General features: G+C 72.2%; 10 protein-coding genes. 5 read left to right on the forward strand and 5 right to left on the reverse strand.

Translation table 11 applies throughout. The annotated features are described in order from the left end of the window. Positions 1-401 precede the first annotated feature (401 nt). From WME83_RS33655 to WME83_RS33665, 3 genes are all read right to left on the reverse strand, one after another. Positions 402-1,946 (reverse strand): hypothetical protein, encoded by a 1,545-nt coding sequence (locus WME83_RS33655; protein ID WP_437313807.1) that lies wholly within the window; start codon positions 1,944-1,946, stop codon positions 402-404. A 469-nt stretch (positions 1,947-2,415) separates the two neighbouring features. Next, positions 2,416-3,828: a B12-binding domain-containing radical SAM protein gene (locus WME83_RS33660; RefSeq protein WP_437313808.1), complete on the reverse strand. Its 1,413-nt coding sequence runs from the start codon at positions 3,826-3,828 to the stop codon at positions 2,416-2,418. Between the two features lie 15 nt (positions 3,829-3,843). Then, positions 3,844-4,245 carry a hypothetical protein gene (locus WME83_RS33665; RefSeq protein ID WP_437313809.1) on the reverse strand — a complete coding sequence of 134 codons (402 nt, stop codon included), beginning with the start codon at positions 4,243-4,245 and terminating at the stop codon, positions 3,844-3,846. Between the two features lie 137 nt (positions 4,246-4,382). Between WME83_RS33665 and WME83_RS33670 the strand changes: the two genes are divergently transcribed. Then, positions 4,383-6,185 (forward strand): monovalent cation:proton antiporter-2 (CPA2) family protein, encoded by a 1,803-nt coding sequence (locus tag WME83_RS33670; protein ID WP_437313810.1) that lies wholly within the window; start codon positions 4,383-4,385, stop codon positions 6,183-6,185. A gap of 509 nt (positions 6,186-6,694) precedes the next feature. Here WME83_RS33670 and WME83_RS33675 read toward each other — a convergent pair. Then, positions 6,695-8,089 (reverse strand): sigma 54-interacting transcriptional regulator, encoded by a 1,395-nt coding sequence (locus WME83_RS33675; protein ID WP_437313811.1) that lies wholly within the window; start codon positions 8,087-8,089, stop codon positions 6,695-6,697. A 1-nt stretch (position 8,090) separates the two neighbouring features. After that, positions 8,091-9,587, reverse strand: coding sequence for a protein kinase domain-containing protein (locus WME83_RS33680; protein ID WP_437313812.1), 1,497 nt, complete (start codon positions 9,585-9,587; stop codon positions 8,091-8,093). A 544-nt stretch (positions 9,588-10,131) separates the two neighbouring features. Between WME83_RS33680 and WME83_RS33685 the strand changes: the two genes are divergently transcribed. From WME83_RS33685 to WME83_RS33700, 4 genes are all read left to right on the forward strand, one after another. After that, the gene (locus tag WME83_RS33685) at positions 10,132-10,521 is read left to right on the forward strand and encodes a hypothetical protein (protein WP_061626275.1); all 390 of its coding nucleotides are present in this window, start codon (positions 10,132-10,134) and stop codon (positions 10,519-10,521) included. Between the two features lie 48 nt (positions 10,522-10,569). Further along, positions 10,570-11,412 (forward strand): PspA/IM30 family protein, encoded by an 843-nt coding sequence (locus WME83_RS33690; RefSeq protein ID WP_437313813.1) that lies wholly within the window; start codon positions 10,570-10,572, stop codon positions 11,410-11,412. A 13-nt stretch (positions 11,413-11,425) separates the two neighbouring features. Continuing rightward, positions 11,426-14,245 (forward strand): cation-translocating P-type ATPase, encoded by a 2,820-nt coding sequence (locus tag WME83_RS33695; protein ID WP_437313814.1) that lies wholly within the window; start codon positions 11,426-11,428, stop codon positions 14,243-14,245. A 255-nt stretch (positions 14,246-14,500) separates the two neighbouring features. Continuing rightward, on the forward strand, positions 14,501-16,474 hold the full coding sequence (locus tag WME83_RS33700) for a hypothetical protein (protein WP_437313815.1): 1,974 nt from the start codon (positions 14,501-14,503) through the stop codon (positions 16,472-16,474). The last annotated feature ends 108 nt before the right edge of the window (positions 16,475-16,582 follow it).

Here is a 16,582-nt window from a genome sequence, read left to right on the forward strand (position 1 = left end):
CAGCCCACGATGCCTCGGCCTTCATCGGTGAGAGATAAAACCAGCTTGCGGGCTCAACAGGCGACGCGCAGCGCTCCCTAGCACGGCCTCCGCCGGGCGTCGGCGACAACGAACCGACGAGAGCCAGCGAAGAGCGTTTTCCCGAGCCTTCGAGTCAGGCAAATCACTATCAGGCGAACCACTACAGATTCCCATCGGCCCGGCGAGCGCGGCAGTGCGCCTCGGGGCGCCGGCGCGCGGGACACGGGGGCAGGCTCGGTTCGACGAGCCGCGGTGCTACGCGGTCGAGCGGTCGAGCGACCGGTCGAGCTCGCTCGAAGGCCTGCACAGGGCTCCTCGCTTTCGTTCGCTGGGATCGGGCCGCTCGGGGCCATCCGCGGGGCGCGCGGCGCGCCCGCCGGTCACGGGAGCGACGGGTAGTCGGGACCGAAGCTCGACTCGACGTACGCCTCGGTGGTGAGGAGCGGCGTCTTCGTGTCCTCATTCCGGTAGATCGGCTGGACGATGCAGTTCGCCTGACCGCACTCGTCGGGCTCGGGGAAGAGCACGTCGGCCACGAGCCAGAACCTGCTGCCCGAGTCCTCGGGCGTGAAGGTGACGGGCCGCTCGGGGCTGAAGAACCCCGTGGGCCCGAGGTCGGCGCCGAGGGTGCTGTTGCAGAAAATCTTGATCCGCGGGTGGATATCCTTGGTCACCCGGCCACCGTAGTAATGCACGCCGATCCGCATCCACTGGCCCTTCGGCGGGAAGTCGATGTTGATGTTCTCGGGCGCGCAGAAATCCGGGTCGTCGGGATCGCTCACCGTGGGATCGCACTCTCGGTTGTCGAGGTCGAGCCGCGGGTTGTGGCAGCCGCGATCAAGATCGCGCCACTCCTCCCCGACGCCCCGAGGCGCGAAGAAGCAGGTGTTGTTGCTCTCCACCGGGTCGAGGTACCAGTTCACCGGATCCGGCGCCGTCGCGGTGTTGCTGAACCAGCGGATCTCCGAGGAGTCCACGAAGTGCTCGATGGTGCAGTTGTTCCAGCCGCAGTCCGCGGGCGAGCCCGACGTCGCCCAGGGCTGCGTGTTGTTCGGCTTGTGGAGGTGCAGGTCGAGATCGACGTTGCCGAAGTCGTGCTCCCACTGGAGCTCGACGCGCAGGCCGCCCGCGCCGACGAAGAGCGGGTACTGGCAGCTCTGGGTCTCGCCGCTCGAGACGCGCTTCGTGTACGTGACCGTATACTCGCCCGATTGCAGCGGCTTGAAATCGTCCGCCGGGTCCGATCCGCCCACGCCGGGGCACGGGTCGACGCCCTCGGGGCACTCCACCGTCCACACCTCGGACCCCGGGACCGCATCCGCGCTGAAGATGCCCGTGCCGGGCTTGAGATCGACGTCGGCGAACGGCGGCGACTGGATCGGGTGGCACGCGATGGAGCTGTTCGAATAGCAGCCATCGTCGGCGTGCACGCCGCCGACGCACGGGCCCCACGTGCCGGTCTCGTCGCAGAGCTGGGAGCCGGGGTAGCAGCCCTCGGCGTCCCGGAACGACGGATCCCCGCGGAAGCAGGAGTGCGCCTGGCCGGGGACGCAGGGGCACTCCTCGTCGATCTCGCCGTCGCAATCGTCGTCCAGGCCGAGGTTCGCGCCGGCGCACAGCTCCTGGTCGCCGCACGCGCTCCCGCACGGGTTCACCGTCACGTCGGGGGAGCCCTCCTGCCCTCCATCGGTGTTGAGCAGCCCGCCCAGCCCGTCGAGGCCGCCGACGCCGACGCCGCTGCCCTCTCCCGCCTCGCCGCCGGCCCCGCCCAGGCCGCCGGCCGCCCCCACCCCGGTGTCGCCACCTCCGCTCGGGTTGAACGCGCCGGGCTTGCCCGTCGCGCTGCAGCCAGCCGCGATGCCGGCGCTCGACACCGCAGCGCCCACGAGGATGAGGAGCGAGGACGAGAAACGAAGTCGACCCATGAGACCTCCATTCGAGGGCAATGCAGTGACCAAGCGGATCCACCCCCGCCCGCCACCCCGGCATTCCAGAGCTCACGCGAGTGTAGCAAAATCAGCAACCGACAACTTTACTGTAGCGCAGCGGGGAAACGCGGCCCGCGAATGGTGCGCGGCCGCTGATCCAGACGCCGTCGACAGGCTCACATGTCAGGCGAGCTGCGGCGATCGCGAGCCGCGGGCGCTCGGTGAGGGCTGCGGGCGCTCGACGAAGGCCGCGGGCGCTCGACGAAGGCCGCGGGCGCTCGACGAAGGCCGCGGGCGCTCGACGAAGGCCGCGGGCGCTCCCGCCGCCGACGCGCGGCGTCCTGTCACGCCGAGGAGCGCCGCGCCGGAACACCGCGTCACCGCGACCCTGGAGAGCGCTGTGGCCTTGCATTGCCGCTTGCAGGCGGCGAATGCGGGACGGACGCGCGCCGGCCGCCGGCGGAGGCTATCCGACGATCGGCAGCTGCCGGCCGCCCCTGGTCCTCGCCGGCTGCGGCGGCTGCGGCCCCTGCTGCGGCTGCGCCGCGGGCGGAGCGGCCGTCTCCTCGATGTGCACGCCGGACCGGAAGCGCTGCTCGCCGCCCGCGATCTTCCGGTGCGCCAGCGTGTGCTGCATGAAGTTCAGCGGAAAGAAGCCGGCCAGCTGAATCCAGCTCGACTGTCGCGTCAGGGTGAACCTGCGCCATATCGAGGACGGCGCGTAGAATTTCGTCCACGCCGACACCCAGCCCTCCCGGAGCCGCTCCCGGGACATCTGCTTGGGCACGAAATACGGTGAGCCGGCGTCGTGGTCGCGGCGCAGCCACCAGCGCTCGTCGGTGAGGCGCCCCTCCGCCTTCAGGCGGCGGTACAGCTGCGTCGCCGGGTACGGGGTGAGGATGGCATACAGCGCCATCGTCAGCTTCATGTCGATGCCGAACTCCACGGTGCGATCGAACACCTCGGGATCGTCCGTGTCGAACCCGAAGACGAAGCTCCCCCAGACCGAGATGCCGTGATCGTGGAGCATCGCCATCGTCTCCTTGTACTGCGAGGGCCGGTTCTGCCGCTTGCCGGTGAACTTGACCGTCTCCTCGTCGATGCTCTCGAAGCCGATGAAGAGCGCCTTGCACCCGCTCTCGGCCATGAGCTTCACGTTCTCGAGGCGCTTGACCGCGGCGAGCGAGCACTGGCCTATCCAGTGCTTCTTCAGCGGCACCATCCGGGTGAACAGCTCCTTCGAGTAGGCCCGGTGGATCATCACGTTGTCGTCCGCGAACATGATGAGCTTGCCGAGCGACCTGAGCTCGCTCAGCACCTCGTCGGTCGGGCGGAACCGCATCGTGGTGCCGTTCGCCGTCGACACGCTGCAGAACTCGCACGGGTAAGGGCAGCCGCGCATCGTCTGCACGACCTGGAACGGGATGTACTTCTTGGAGGTGAACAGATCGCGCCGCGGCGGGGGCCTGCCGGCCAGGTTCGGCAGCTCGGGGCGGTAGATCGGTTTGAGCTCGCCGCGCTTCGCGTCCGCGAGCAGGACGGGCCACGCGTCCTCCGCCTCGCCGACCACGACGGCGTCGGCGTGCTGCATCGCCTCGTCGGGGCAGGCCGTGGGGTGGATGCCCCCGAGCACCACCTTGACGCCGCGCCTGCGGTAAGCGGCGGCGATATCGTAGCTCCGGCGCGCGGTCTTGCTGTCGACGCTGATGCCGACGAGATCGACGTCCTTGACGTCGCGCTGGAGATCGAAGGGCTGCACGACGTCGTCGGTGTAGATGACCTCGTCCTCGGGGGGCGTGAGCGCCGCGAGGGTGCCGAGCCCCACCCGGGGCAGGTACGCGGAATCTTCGCTTGCCGTGGCGATGAGCTCGATCTGCATGGCGGATCGTGCTTATCACGGGGCCGCGCCGGCCCGTACCGCCGAGGCGCGCCGCACGAGGATCTCCGGCCGCGGCTGACCCGGCGGCGTCGGCACCTCGGGGCTCGCCGGCGGTCCCTTGTCGGGGGCGTGCGGGGCGGGCGGGACCTCGTGCGGCACCTCACGCTCCGGCCGCGGCGGCTCGGGGTGATGCGGCACCTCTCGCCCCGGCTCGGTCGGGGGCACGATCTCCGGCCCGGGTCTCCCCGGCGGGGTTGGCGCCTCCGGCGCCGGCCTGCCGGGGAGACCTGGCCCGGGCTGCCCTGGCTCCGCAGGCGGCCCGGGCACCGGCTGGAACGGGACCTCGGGGGTGATCGCGGTCGTCGCGGTCGCGCCGCTGGGCCCGCCGGCGCTGCGGATCTCGTCGCGCGTCGTCATCCACAAAGGGTAGGGCCGCGGCGCCCCGCCCGCATCAGGGCCTCCCTGCTTTGCGCTAGGCGCGCCGCCTCGTCCGGCGCACCCTCCGGACGCGGAGCCGCGCTCCGGACGCGGAGCCCAAGGAGACCTAACGACGCATGAGTCTGCTCTCTCACGCCGCCGTCTTTCTCGGCGCCGCCGTGGTCGCCGTGCCGCTGTTCAAGCGGCTCGGCCTCGGCGCCGTGCTCGGCTACCTCGTCGCAGGCGCGCTCATCGGCCCCTGGGGCCTGCGGATCGTCACCGACGTCGAGAACATCCTCCACTTCTCGGAGCTCGGCGTGGTGCTGCTCCTCTTCCTCATCGGCCTCGAGCTCCAGCCGTCCCGGCTCTGGGTGCTGCGGCGCGCGGTGTTCGGGCTCGGCGGCGCGCAGGTCGCCGTCACGGGCGCGCTCATCGCGCTCATCGGCGTCGCGCTCGGTCACCGCGCCGACACGGCGGCCATCGCCGGCCTCGGGCTCTCGCTCTCGTCCACGGCGTTCGTGCTGCAGATCCTGGCCGAGAAGGGCCAGATGCAGGCGCAGCACGGCCGCTCCGCGTTCGCGATCCTGCTGTTCCAGGACCTCGCCGTCATCCCGCTGCTCGCGCTGCTCCCCCTGCTCGGCCCGGGGGGCGGGTCCCCGGCCGAGGGGAGCGCCCTCGCCTCGTCGATCAAGGCGGTGGCCGTGCTGCTCGCCGTGGTCGCCGGCGGCCGTTACCTCGTGCGCCCCGTCTTCCGGGCGATCGCCGCCGCCCACGCCCACGAGATCTTCACCGCCGCGGCCCTGCTCGTCGTGCTCGGCACGGCGCTCCTCATGGTGCAGGTGGGCCTGTCGATGTCGCTCGGCGCCTTCATGGCGGGCGTGCTGCTCGCCGACTCGGAGTACCGCCACGAGCTCGAGGCCGACATCGAGCCGTTCAAGGGGCTGCTCATGGGGCTCTTCTTCATCGCCGTCGGCATGTCGGCGAACATCGGCCTGCTCATCGAGCGGCCGCTGCTCGTCCTCGGGCTCGTCCTCGGCATGATGGCGCTCAAGGCCGCCGTCCTGTTCGCCCTCGGCAGGGCGAGCGGGCACGCCGTGGGCTCCGCGCGCGACCTCGCGCTCGCGCTCCCGCAGGGGGGCGAGTTCGCCTTCGTCCTCTTCGGTCTGGCCGCGGGGCAGGGCATCATGGACAGGCTCCTCGCCGACCTCCTGGTCGTCGTGGTCACCCTGTCCATGGCGATCACGCCGCTCGTCATCGCGCTCGGCGACCTGCTCCTCCAGCGGTGGCGGCGGGCCGGACCAGCGCGGGAGTTCGACGCGATCGAGGACGGCGACCCCAAGGTCATCATCGCCGGATACGGCCGCTTCGGCCAGATCGTCTCCCGCGTCCTCCGCACGAGGAAGATCCCCTTCACCGCGCTCGACGCGAGCGCCACGCAGGTCGACTTCGTCCGCAAGTACGGCAACAAGATCTATTACGGCGACGCCTCCCGGCTCGACCTGCTCCGCGCGGCGCGCGCCGACAAGGCGAAGATCTTCGTGCTGGCGATCGACGACGTCGCGTCCTCGGTGAAGACGGCAGAGATCGTGAAGCGGCACTTCCCGGAGCTCCAGATCTACGCGCGCGCCCGCAACCGCCAGCACGCGTACCAGCTCATGGATATCGGGGTGGAGCTGCTCGAGCGGGAGACGTTCCGGTCGTCGCTCGAGGTGGCGGCGCGTGTGCTGGAGGGCCTCGGGATGCGCGCGCCGGACGCCCGCGCGATCGTCGAGCGGTTCAGGGCCCACGACGAGCGGGTGCTCCTCCGCGGGCACGCGGTCCACAACGACGAGGCCAAGCTCATCGAGGCCGCGAGGCAGGCCGCGCAGGAGCTGGAGGGGCTGTTCGAGACCGACGAGAGCGCGCCGTCCGGCAGGGACGACAAAGCCGCTGCCGTGTGACGCAGGTCGCCGCGCGGCCGCGGCCTGCGCCCCGTGGCCACGGCCTGCGCCTCGTGGCCAGAACAAGTTCGTTAGCCTAACTAATGCCTCCCCCCGCGCTTTGTGCGACGCACGCAGTCATCGGCAGGGCCTCCTCGCGGCTGGCCTTATGGCGACGAACAAGTTCGTCAGCCTAACTAAGTCGCCCGCGGCGCTTCCTGAGATGCACGCAGCAGCCGGCAGGGCCTCCCCGCGGCCTGAGCTTCATGGCCACAAACAAGTTCGTCAGCCTAACTAAGTCGCGTACCGCTCTTCGTGAGACGCACGCAGCAGCCGGCAGGGCCTCCCCGCGGCCTGAGCCTCATGGCCACGAACAAGTTCGTCAGCCTAACTAAGTCGGCCCCTGCGCCTTCGTACGACGCACACAGCGGTCATCGTAGCGCGCCGCGCAACGCACCTTCCCGCTGCGCCGGCTCACCCGGAGCGCCGGCCGGCAGCGCGCCGCGCCGCGCCGCGCCGCGCCGCGTCGCTCACTCCTGTTCCTGCTTCGCGCCGATGCCGTGGCGGCGAAGGTAAGCCCGCACGTGCGCCCGCTCCATGCCCGCGCGCCGCGCCATCTCGCTCACGTTGCCCTTCGCCTCCTCGGACAGGGCGGCGAAATAGTCGCGCTCGAACCGCGCGAGCACGTCGCGCTTCGCCTCCTGGAACTGGCGGCCCTTCAGCGACGCGAACGAGCCGTTGAACGCGCCGCCGCCGCCGGCGGACGGGTGGATCGAGGGCGACGAGTTGCCGTGCACCGGCGTCTCGGTGAGCGCGCCGAGGTGCGCCGCGATGTCGATCTCCTCGCCCTCGCCCGCGAGCGCGAACGCGACGGCGACCGCGTTCCTGAGCTCGCGGACGTTGCCCGGCCAGTCGTGCCGCATCAGCCGCTCGAGCGTGCTGTTCGAGACGCGCTCGTAGGCGCTCTCGTCGCCGAGATCCTTCAGCATCCGGCGGACGAGCACCGGGATGTCCTCCACGCGCTGCCGGAGCGCCGGCAGCTCGATCTTGATCTGCGCGACGCGGAAGTAGAGGTCGCTCCGGAAGTTGCCGCCGTTGACCGCGCGCACGAGGTCGCGGCGCGTCGCCGCGAGCACCCGCACGTCGACCTCGCGGTAGCTCGACCCGCCGACGCTCTTGATGCGGCGCTCGGCGAGCGCGCGGAGGAGCTTCGGCTGCACCTCGAGCGGCAGCTCGCCGAGCTCGTCGAGGAAGATCGTGCCGCCGTCCGCCTCGATGAACGGCGAGAGGCGCTTGTCGACCGCCCCGGTGAACGCGCCGCGCTCGTGGCCGAAGAGCGTCGCCTCGGCGAGCGTCGGCGGGATCGAGCCGCAGTCGACGACCACGAACGGCTTCTTCGAGCGGGCGCTCGCCTGGTGCAGCGCCTGGGCGACGAGCTCCTTGCCGGTGCCGGTCTCGCCCGTGATGAGCACCGTGAGATCGGTCGGCGCCATCTTGGAGAGGCGCTCGAAGATGGCGCGCATCCCGGGGCTGCTCGCCACGAGCGGGCCGAACGACGGGATCGCCGAGACGGTGATGCGCTCGGGGCGCAGCGGCTCGAACTGGATCTCGGTCTCGCCGAGCCGGAGCTTCGTGCTCGTGAGCAGGTAGATGTCGCCGACCCGCACGCCGCCGACGAACGTCCCGTTCCTGCTGTCGAGGTCGCGCACGCGGACGCCCTGCTCGGTGGCGACGAACTCGGCGTGCACCGCGCTCACCTTGGCGTCGTCGAGGACCAGCTGGCAGGCCGCGTTGCGGCCCACGATGACGGGATCGGTGCCGATCTCCAGCCATCCGCCGCCGCGAGCGGCCGACGACTTCGTCGGGCGGATGCGCCCGCCGCGCACCTCGACCCTGTTCTTCGTGCCTACCGTGGCGTCGAGCAACTCAATGCCTCTCTGTCTTGCGGCGCGAAGGTGGGCCCTCCGGCCGGGGAATCTCTGCGGCCCCCGTCCTGCTCGGCGGCGCCGGCGGCACCGCGCCGGACCTGCTCGGCGGCGCCGGCGGCACCACGCCGGACCTGCTCGGCGGCGCCGGCGGCACCGCGCCGGACCTGCTCGGCGGCGCCGGCGGCACCGCGCCGGACCTGCTCGGCGGCGCCGGCGGCACCGCGCCGGACCTGCTCGGCGGCGCCGGCGGCACCGCGCCGGACCTGCTCGGCGGCGCCGGCGGCACCGCGCCGGACCTGCTCGGCGGCGCCGGCGGCACCGCGCCGGACCTGCCCGGCGCCGGGGGCACCGCGCCGGACCTGCTCGGCGGCGCCGGCGGCACCGAGCCCCCGGTCCTGCTCGGCGGCGCCGGGGTCACCGAACCCCCGGTCCTGCTCGGCGGCGGCGGCATCGAGCCCCCGGTCCTGCTCGGCGGCGGCGGCGGCATCGAGCTCGGGCCGACATCGGCGAAGCCGCCGTTCTCGGTCATCGTCGGGGGGCCGTCGACGACCGTGGGGTTGTCCTCCAGGAACGCGTCGGGTAGCTCCGAGGGGTACCGGCTCCGCTGCGAGCGGCGCACCGCGCGCGTGATGTTCGCCGGCTGGATGGCGCGCCAGCTCGCGAGCGCCTCGGCCGCGGTGCTGAAGCGCCCCTCGCGCCGGCGATCGAGCGCCCGCTCGAGGAAGCGCTCGATGCCCACCGGCCACTTCTCGCCGGTCGCCTCGGCGAGCGACGGCGCCGGGCGGTCGAGCTTCATCGCGACGAGCACCGCGGCCGTCGCGCCCTCGAAGGGCAGCCGCCCGGACAGGGCGCGGAAGGCCACCGCGCCGACCGCGTAGATGTCGGCCCGCTCGTCGGCCCGCGCCGCGCCGCGCACCTGCTCCGGCGCCATGTACGCGAACGAGCCCAGCGTCGCGTCGAAGGCGGTGAGCGTCGGCTCCTCCTTCTCGCGGCGGGTGAGCTTGGAGATGCCGAAGTCGAGGATCTTCGCGCGCTCACGCCGATCGGGCAGGCCGAGGTGCTCGAGGTAGATGTTGCCGGGCTTGAGGTCGCGGTGGATGACGCCGGCGGCGTGCGCCGCCACGAGCCCCTGGAGCACGTCGTCGATGATCGGGCCGACCTCGCTGAAGGGCAGGTACTGCTCGCGCTTCAGCCGGTCCGCGAGCGACTCGCCGTCGAGCTGCTCGAACACGAGCAGGTGCGCGCCGTCCTCGGTCTCGCCGACCTCGAGCAGCTGGCAGACGTACGGGCTCTTGATCGCCGAGGCGATCTTGGCCTCGCGGTCGAAGCGCCGGACGAGGTCGGGCTTCATCGCGGCGCGCGCGAGCAGGACCTTGATGGCGACCTGCTGCATGTCCGATTCCCGTGTCGCCGCCCAGACTTCGCCCATGCCCCCCCGCCCGAGCAAGCGGGTGACTCGGTAGCCAGCAACAACGTCGCCCGGGTGGATCGCCACGTAACCTGGATCGGGACCGTACCACCGCCAATCCCAAACAGGTGAGAAAAAAGCGAGCGTCCAGGTAAACCCCGTGATTCCCGGAGCGAGCGGAACCGATCACGTCGGGCGCGCGAAGCGGCGGCGCGTGAAGCGGCGGCGCGTGAAGCGGCGCGCGGCTCGCGGCGGCGCCGGCGGCGCCGGCGGCTCCCGACGACGCGGCGGCGCGTGGAGCGGAGCGGCCGTGGCGACCGCGCGGCGCGGGGGCCGCGCGCGGCACGGGACGGCACGGCGGCGCGACGAGCAAGCACGAAGCGGGGGCCCGCGCGCGGCACGGGACGGCGCGGCGGCGCGCCGAGCAAGCACGAAACGGACGAGGCGCCGCGCCGGCGGGCGCGTCCAGGGGAGCCGGCGCCGGGGCGCACGTCGGTTCGGAGGACCACGGCCGCGCGGCGCGCGTTCGGCGGGCGCGGCCCGAGCCCGCGCCGCAGCGCGGAATCCCGGGAGAACCCGAGGGGCGGCGGCACTAGCCCGATGCGCCATGATTCTGTAGGCTCGCCGCGCCATGCCGCGCACAGCCGAGGACGTCGAAACCTACCTCCTGCAGCTCGATCGCCGGTTCGAGAACGACGCCGGTACCTACCTCGTCTCGGGGGGCGCTGGCGCGCCGCCGATCGCGATCCGCATCGATCCACCCATCGTGGCGGTGCGCGTCTCGATCGGCCCCGTGCCCGCAGACGACGCCCACCAGACCAAGCTCTTCCGCCGCCTGCTCGAGTACAACGCGACCGACCTGATGCATGCTTCGTACGGGATCGAGGCCGGCACCATCGTCCTGTCGGCGGCGCTGGAGCTCGAGAACCTCGACATGAACGAGCTCGAGGCGATCCTGAGCGACATCGATCTCGCGCTCGCCCGCCACGTCCCCGTGCTGCACGATCTCGCGCTGAGCTGACCTGCCGCGCCTTTCGACCCTGCGCTACCCGAGAGTTGGAGCTGATCTATGGGAATTTTCGCGCGCCTTGCGACCCTCATCAAGTCGAACCTGAACGACCTCATCAGCCGCTCGGAGGACCCCGAGAAGATGCTGAACCAGGTCGTCATCGACATGGCCAACCAGCTGATCGAGGCGAAGAAGCAGGTCGCCGTCTCGATCGCCGACGAGAAGCGGCTGGCGAAGCAGGCCGAGCAGGAGGCGGCCAACGCCGCGGAGTGGGAGCGCCGGGCGATGCTCGCCATCAAGGCGGGCGACGACGCGCTGGCCAAGGAGGCGCTGAACCGCAAGAAGGAGCACGACCAGCTCGCCGCGACCTACAAGGACCAGTGGCAGAAGCAGAAGCAGGCGGTCGACCAGCTGAAGACGGCGCTGCGCCTCCTCAACAACAAGATCGAGGAGGCGAAGCGCAAGAAGAACGTGCTCATCGCCCGGAAGAAGCGGGCCGAGGCGCAGAAGGCGATCCAGGAGACCATGAGCGGTCTGAACAACGCCTCCGCCTTCGAGACGTTCGACCGGATGTCGAACAAGATCGATCAGATCGAGGCCGAGGCGGAGGCCGCCGGGGAGATCGCCGAGCAGTACACGGGCGACACGCTGGCGCACCGGTTCGGGCAGCTCGAGGCGACGGCGGGCGCGGACGAGGAGCTGCTCGCGCTCAAGCGGAAGATGGGCGTGCTCCCGCCCGAGCCGCCGCCCGCCGCCACGCCGCCGCAGGTGCGCGTGGCCGGCGCGGGCGGCGCGGGCGGCGCGCCGACCGCCATGCCCCAGGCCGAGCAGGACGAGCTCGCGGCGGCCATCGCGGAGCTCGAGGCCGAAGAACAACGTGAACAAGCCAGGATGAAGCGCTAGAGCACGCCCGCCCATGAGCCAAGCCGCTACGGCGCTCCGCCGTCCCGAATCGAACGCCGCCCCCGCCGCTCCCATCCCCGTACACGCCGAAGAGGTCGGCGCCTTCCTCGAGCGCGTCGGCGTCAGCTCGTCCGGCGGCCTCTCCGAGGCCGAAGCGCAGAAGCGCCTCGCGGAGCACGGGAAGAACCTCCTGCCCGAGACGAAGAAGAAGAGCGCGCTCGTCCGGATCCTCGAGCAGTTCGCGAACCCGCTCGTCCTCACGCTGCTCGCCGCGGCGACGATCGCCGTGGTCGTCGGCTTCACCGCCGAGAAGCACGAGAGCTTCCTCCACAGGTTCGGCGACGCGATCGCCATCCTGCTCATCGTCATTCTGAACGCGTTCCTCGGCTACTACCAGGAGCGGCGCGCGGAGGCGGCCCTCGAGGCGCTCCAGAAGCTCAGCGCGCCGAGCGCGCGCGTGCGCCGCGGCGGCAAGACCGTGGTCATCGCGGCCGAGGACGTCGCGCCCGGCGACATCCTCGAGCTCGAGGCGGGCGACGCGGTCCCGGCCGACGCGCGGCTCGTGCAGACGATCAGCTTCGCGACCGAGGAGGCGGCGCTGACGGGCGAGAGCGCGGCCGCGGTCAAGGACGCCCTCGCCCCGGTCGCGCGCGACGCGCCGCTCGGCGACCGCGTGACGATGATCTTCACCGGCACGAGCGTCGTGCGCGGCAAGGGGCGCGCGGTCGTGACCGCGACCGGCGTGAACACCGAGCTCGGCCGCATCGGCGAGATGATCCGCTCGGTCGGCGAGCAGAAGACGCCCCTCGAGGAGCGCCTCGATCGCTTCGGCGCGATCATCCTGCGGGTGTGCCTGGCGCTCTCCGCGGTGCTCCTCGGCTGGGGGTTCATCCGGGGCGGGCGGCCGTGGCACGAGCTGCTGCTCGAGGGCGTGAGCCTCGCCGTGGCCGCCATCCCCGAGGGGCTGCCCGCGATCACGACGATCACGCTCGCGCTCGGGATGCAGCGCATGGCGAAGCGCGGGGCGATCGTGCGCAAGCTGCCCGCGGTCGAGACGCTCGGCGCCGCGACGATCATCGCGTCGGACAAGACGGGCACGCTGACCCAGAACGAGATGACCGTGCGCAACGTGTACGCGGGCGGCCACCGCTACGCCGTGTCCGGCGAGGGGTACAACCCGGCCGGCGCGCTGCGCGACGAGGCCGGCGCGGAGGTCGTCGATCTGTCGGCGCCCCTCAGCTACCTGCTCGCGACGGTCGCGCTCTGCAACAACGCGTCGCTGAACGAGGACCAGGCGACGGGCCGCTGGAACATCGTCGGCGACCCGACCGAGGGGGCGCTGCTCACGCTGGCCGCGAAGGGCGGCCAGTCGCGCGAGTCGGTGGCGCCGTCGCACGCCTTCGTGCACGAGCTGCCCTTCGACAGCGATCGCAAGCGGATGACGGTGATCACGCGGGACGAGCGCGGCCGCGAGATCGCGCACGTGAAGGGGAGCGTCGACGTGCTCCTGCCTCTCTGCGTGAAGTTCGCGGACGACAAGGGGGTGCGGGCGCTGACCGAGGACGATCGGCGCGCGATCATCGCCGAGGCCGATCGCATGAGCGAGGCCGCCCTGCGCGTGCTCGCGATCTGCCGCCGCGTGCGGGTCAGCCACGACGAGGACGACATCGAGCGCGAGCTCACGTTCCTCGGCCTGGTCGGGATGATGGACCCGCCGCGGCAGGGGGTGAAGGAGGCGGTGGCCGAGTGCCGCCGCGCCGGCATCCGCGCCGTCATGATCACGGGCGACCACCGGCTCACCGCGACGGCGATCGCCAAGGAGATCGGGCTCTGGGACGAGGGCGACGAGGCGCTCAGCGGCGCGGAGCTCGCGGCGATGAGCGACGAGGAGCTCGCGCGGCGGATCATGCACCTGCGCGTCTTCGCCCGGACGACGGCGGAGCAGAAGCTCCGGCTCGTGCGGGCGTTCAAGGCGCACGGCCACATCGTGGCGATGACGGGCGACGGCGTGAACGACGCGCCCGCGCTCCGCGAGGCGCACATCGGCGTGGCGATGGGGCGCGGCGGCACGGACGTGGCGCGGCAGGCGGCGGACCTCGTGCTCGCGGACGACAACTTCGCGACCATCGTCGAGGCGGTGCGCGAGGGGCGCGCCATCTACCGCAACATCCAGAAGTTCATCTTCTTCCTCCTCTCGTCGAACATGGGCCTGCTCGTGGCCGTGTTCGTGGTCTCGTTCTTCGGCAAGTGGCCTCCGCTGACGCCGCTCATGATCCTCTGGATCAACCTCGTGACGAACGGCCTGCCGGCGCTCGCGCTCGGCATCGATCCGCCGGATCCGCAGCTCATGTCCGAGGCGCCGCGGCCGCGCGACGAGGGCCTGCTCGTCAAGCGCGACTACCTCGGGATCCTGTACGTCGGCGCGTTCATGGGGCTCGCGGCCGTGGCGCTCTACGCCACGTCGGAGCAGACCGAGGAGGCGCTGCTCCGCACGCGCGCCGTCGCCTTCTCGCTGCTCGCGCTGTCGCCGCTCTTCCACGCCTGGAGCTGCCGCAGCCCGGTGATCTCGATCTTCGCGTCGAAGCCGCTCGTCAGCCTCCCGCTCCTCGTGGCGGTGGCGGCCAGCGCGGCGATCCACCTGATCGCGCTGCTCGTGCCCGCGCTGCGCCCGGTCTTCCGCACGTACGCGATGTCGTCGCACGAGTGGATGGTCCTGCTCGTCCTCTCGGCGCTCATCGTGCCGGCGGTCGAGATCGCGAAGCTCGTGTACCGCCGGATCCGGCCGGTCGACGCCGGCCCCGCCCGTCTCCCCGCCTCCGCCGGCCCCCGCTGATTCGCCGACATGGGCCGGCGCCGCCGGCCTCTCCCCCGCCGCGCGAGGTCGCCGCCCCGCCGCGCGAGGTCGCCGCCCCGCCGCGCGAGGTCGCCGCCCCGCCGCCCCGAGATCGCCGCCGGGCGCTGTTTTCGCGCGGCGGCGGAGCGGCTTCGAGCGTCGCGGCGGCCGCGGGCCCCCCGCGCGGAGCGATCCGGAAACAAAGTGCCCGTGGTAAGAACAAGCGGGCGCGGAGAGGCGTCCAAACCCGAGCTTATGAGACGTAGAACACCTTTCCTCCGTGCGCCGGGGGCGCCTGCCCTCGGATCCCGCCTCGCCGCGCTCGCGCCGGCCGCGCTCGCCGCGCTGGTCGCCCTGGCAGCCGCGGCGCCCTCCCCCGCCCTCGCCGCCGGCGCGCCGATCGCGGCGCCGCTCGTCGAGTCGAAATGGCTCAAGCTGGACGGGATCCCGAAGGAGTGGCCGGTGGCGCTCACCTCCCTCGGCGTCAAGGTGAAGGGCAAGCCGAGCAAGGCCGACCTCGCCGCGCAGGTGGCCATCGCCTACGACGACGCGCGGGTCTACGTGGCGGCCGACGTGACCGACGACGCGCTGCGCGGCGGCGCGGACCACGTGAAGCTCGTCCTCGGCTTCCCGGGCGGGAAGGTCCAGGAGGTCGCGCTCTACCCGGGCCAGCCGGGCAAGACCGCGGGGAGCGTAAAGCTGCCGGGCGGCAAGACGGCGGCGGGGGCGAAGGTGATCGAGGCGCCGCGGAGCGGCGGGTACACGCTCGAGGCGAGCATCCCCTGGTCGGCGTTCCCCGAGGCGGCGACGACCCGGGTCGGGCTGCGGGCGGGGCTCTTCGTCCACGACGCCGACGGCGCCGGCGGGGTCGACGCGATCGTCGGCAGCGCCGCCTCGGAGGCGTACACGTCGCTGTCGCCGCTCGCGACCGAGCCCGAGCTCGCGGTCATCGACGGCCTGCTGAGGAGCAAGGGCATCCGCAGCGCCCCGAAGTACGACCTCGTCGCCGACGTCGCCGGCGACGCGATGCGGGAGCGGGTGACCGTGTACGAGCGGTACCTGGTCGTCCTCGGCCCCGGGTTCCGGAAGGGCGCGCAGTACTACTTCGAGGACCTCGGGGTCGACGCCAGCGAGGGGATGGTCCCGTCGCTCACGGCGCGCGACCTGACGGGCGACGGCCAAGCCGAGCTCATCCTGAGGAAGCGCACGGGCACCGGCGCCAAGTACCGCGAGGTGATGCACGTGCTGCAGTTCGGCGCCGGCGACACGCCGAAGCCGATCTTCCAGCACGAGGTCGCGATCTCGACGGACAAGGGCTCGGTCGTCAACGACGTCGAGCTCGTGCCCGACGGCGCGAAGATGGCGATCCGCGTCGAGCCGGGCAAGGCGACCCGGTACGACGCGAGCAACTACGCGGAGGGGGTGGAGCAGACGTACGACCCGCTGCTCTTGCCGTGGGGGCCGATCAAGTCGCAGCTCTACAAGCTGACCGGGGGGGTGTTCACGAAGGCGAGCGAGCAGCGGCAGGCGCCGACCGCGGCCGCGCGCCCGGCGGCGGCGCGGGCCGAGGAGCCGCGGGGCGCGGCGAAGCCGGCCGGGCTGTCGCCCGCCGAGATGCTCGACAAGGTGTACGCGCTCTACCGGCGCGACCGCGGGGCGTCGTCGAGCAAGCCGCGGTTCGACCTCGGCGCCGACGTGGCCGGGGGTCGCGAGCCCGAGCGGGTGCTCCTGCACGACCGCGACCTCGTCGTGTTCGGCAAGGGCTTCCGGGGCGGCACGGGGTACGCGTTCATGACGCTGGCGCAGTTCGCCGCTCCGGGCGACATCCGCTCGGTGCGCGCGCTCGATCTCACCGGCGACGGCAAGGCGGAGATCATCGTCCACGGCACCGTCCGCGCGGCGGCGCCCAAGGAGGCGGGCGCCGCGACCGTGGACCGCGACGTGGTGCTCATCTTCCGGCTGGAGGGCGACGGCATCCAGCGGGTCTTCGCGGCCGAGGTCGGGCGCAGCATCGGCGACAAGAAGATCGTCGGCGAGCTCAAGTTCGTGCGCGCGGACGACAAGGTGGGGATCGAGCTCGCCCCCGGGCGGGCCGTCGAGTGGACGGAGCAGACGTATCCGTTCAACCAGGACAAGGGCCCTGTCGGCGGCTTCGAGCCGCTGCTCCTGCCGTGGGGCGGAGCGCAGCCGGTGCGCTACGTCTGGAACGGGTCGACGTTCGCCAAGTAGGCGGGCCGCGGGCCACGCGGGGTCGCACGCGCCCATCGCCTTTCGGGATGTGCGCGCGCCGCACCGGCTGCGGAGGGGAAACGCCGCGGTGGACGCGGCCGGCGCGTC

It is taken from the genome of Sorangium sp. So ce385, assembly GCF_051474135.1.
In the GTDB taxonomy this organism is placed as follows: domain Bacteria; phylum Myxococcota_A; class Polyangia; order Polyangiales; family Polyangiaceae; genus Sorangium; species Sorangium cellulosum_D.

Coding starts and splice junctions, on each gene's coding strand:
- WME83_RS33685 (WP_061626275.1), top strand. CDS start 10,132: ATGCCGCGCACAGCCGAGGACGTCGAAACCTACCTCCTGCAGCTCGAT.
- WME83_RS33670 (WP_437313810.1), top strand. CDS start 4,383: ATGAGTCTGCTCTCTCACGCCGCCGTCTTTCTCGGCGCCGCCGTGGTC.
- WME83_RS33665 (WP_437313809.1), bottom strand. CDS start 4,245: ATGACGACGCGCGACGAGATCCGCAGCGCCGGCGGGCCCAGCGGCGCG.
- WME83_RS33695 (WP_437313814.1), top strand. CDS start 11,426: ATGAGCCAAGCCGCTACGGCGCTCCGCCGTCCCGAATCGAACGCCGCC.
- WME83_RS33655 (WP_437313807.1), bottom strand. CDS start 1,946: ATGGGTCGACTTCGTTTCTCGTCCTCGCTCCTCATCCTCGTGGGCGCT.
- WME83_RS33690 (WP_437313813.1), top strand. CDS start 10,570: ATGGGAATTTTCGCGCGCCTTGCGACCCTCATCAAGTCGAACCTGAAC.
- WME83_RS33700 (WP_437313815.1), top strand. CDS start 14,501: ATGAGACGTAGAACACCTTTCCTCCGTGCGCCGGGGGCGCCTGCCCTC.
- WME83_RS33660 (WP_437313808.1), bottom strand. CDS start 3,828: ATGCAGATCGAGCTCATCGCCACGGCAAGCGAAGATTCCGCGTACCTG.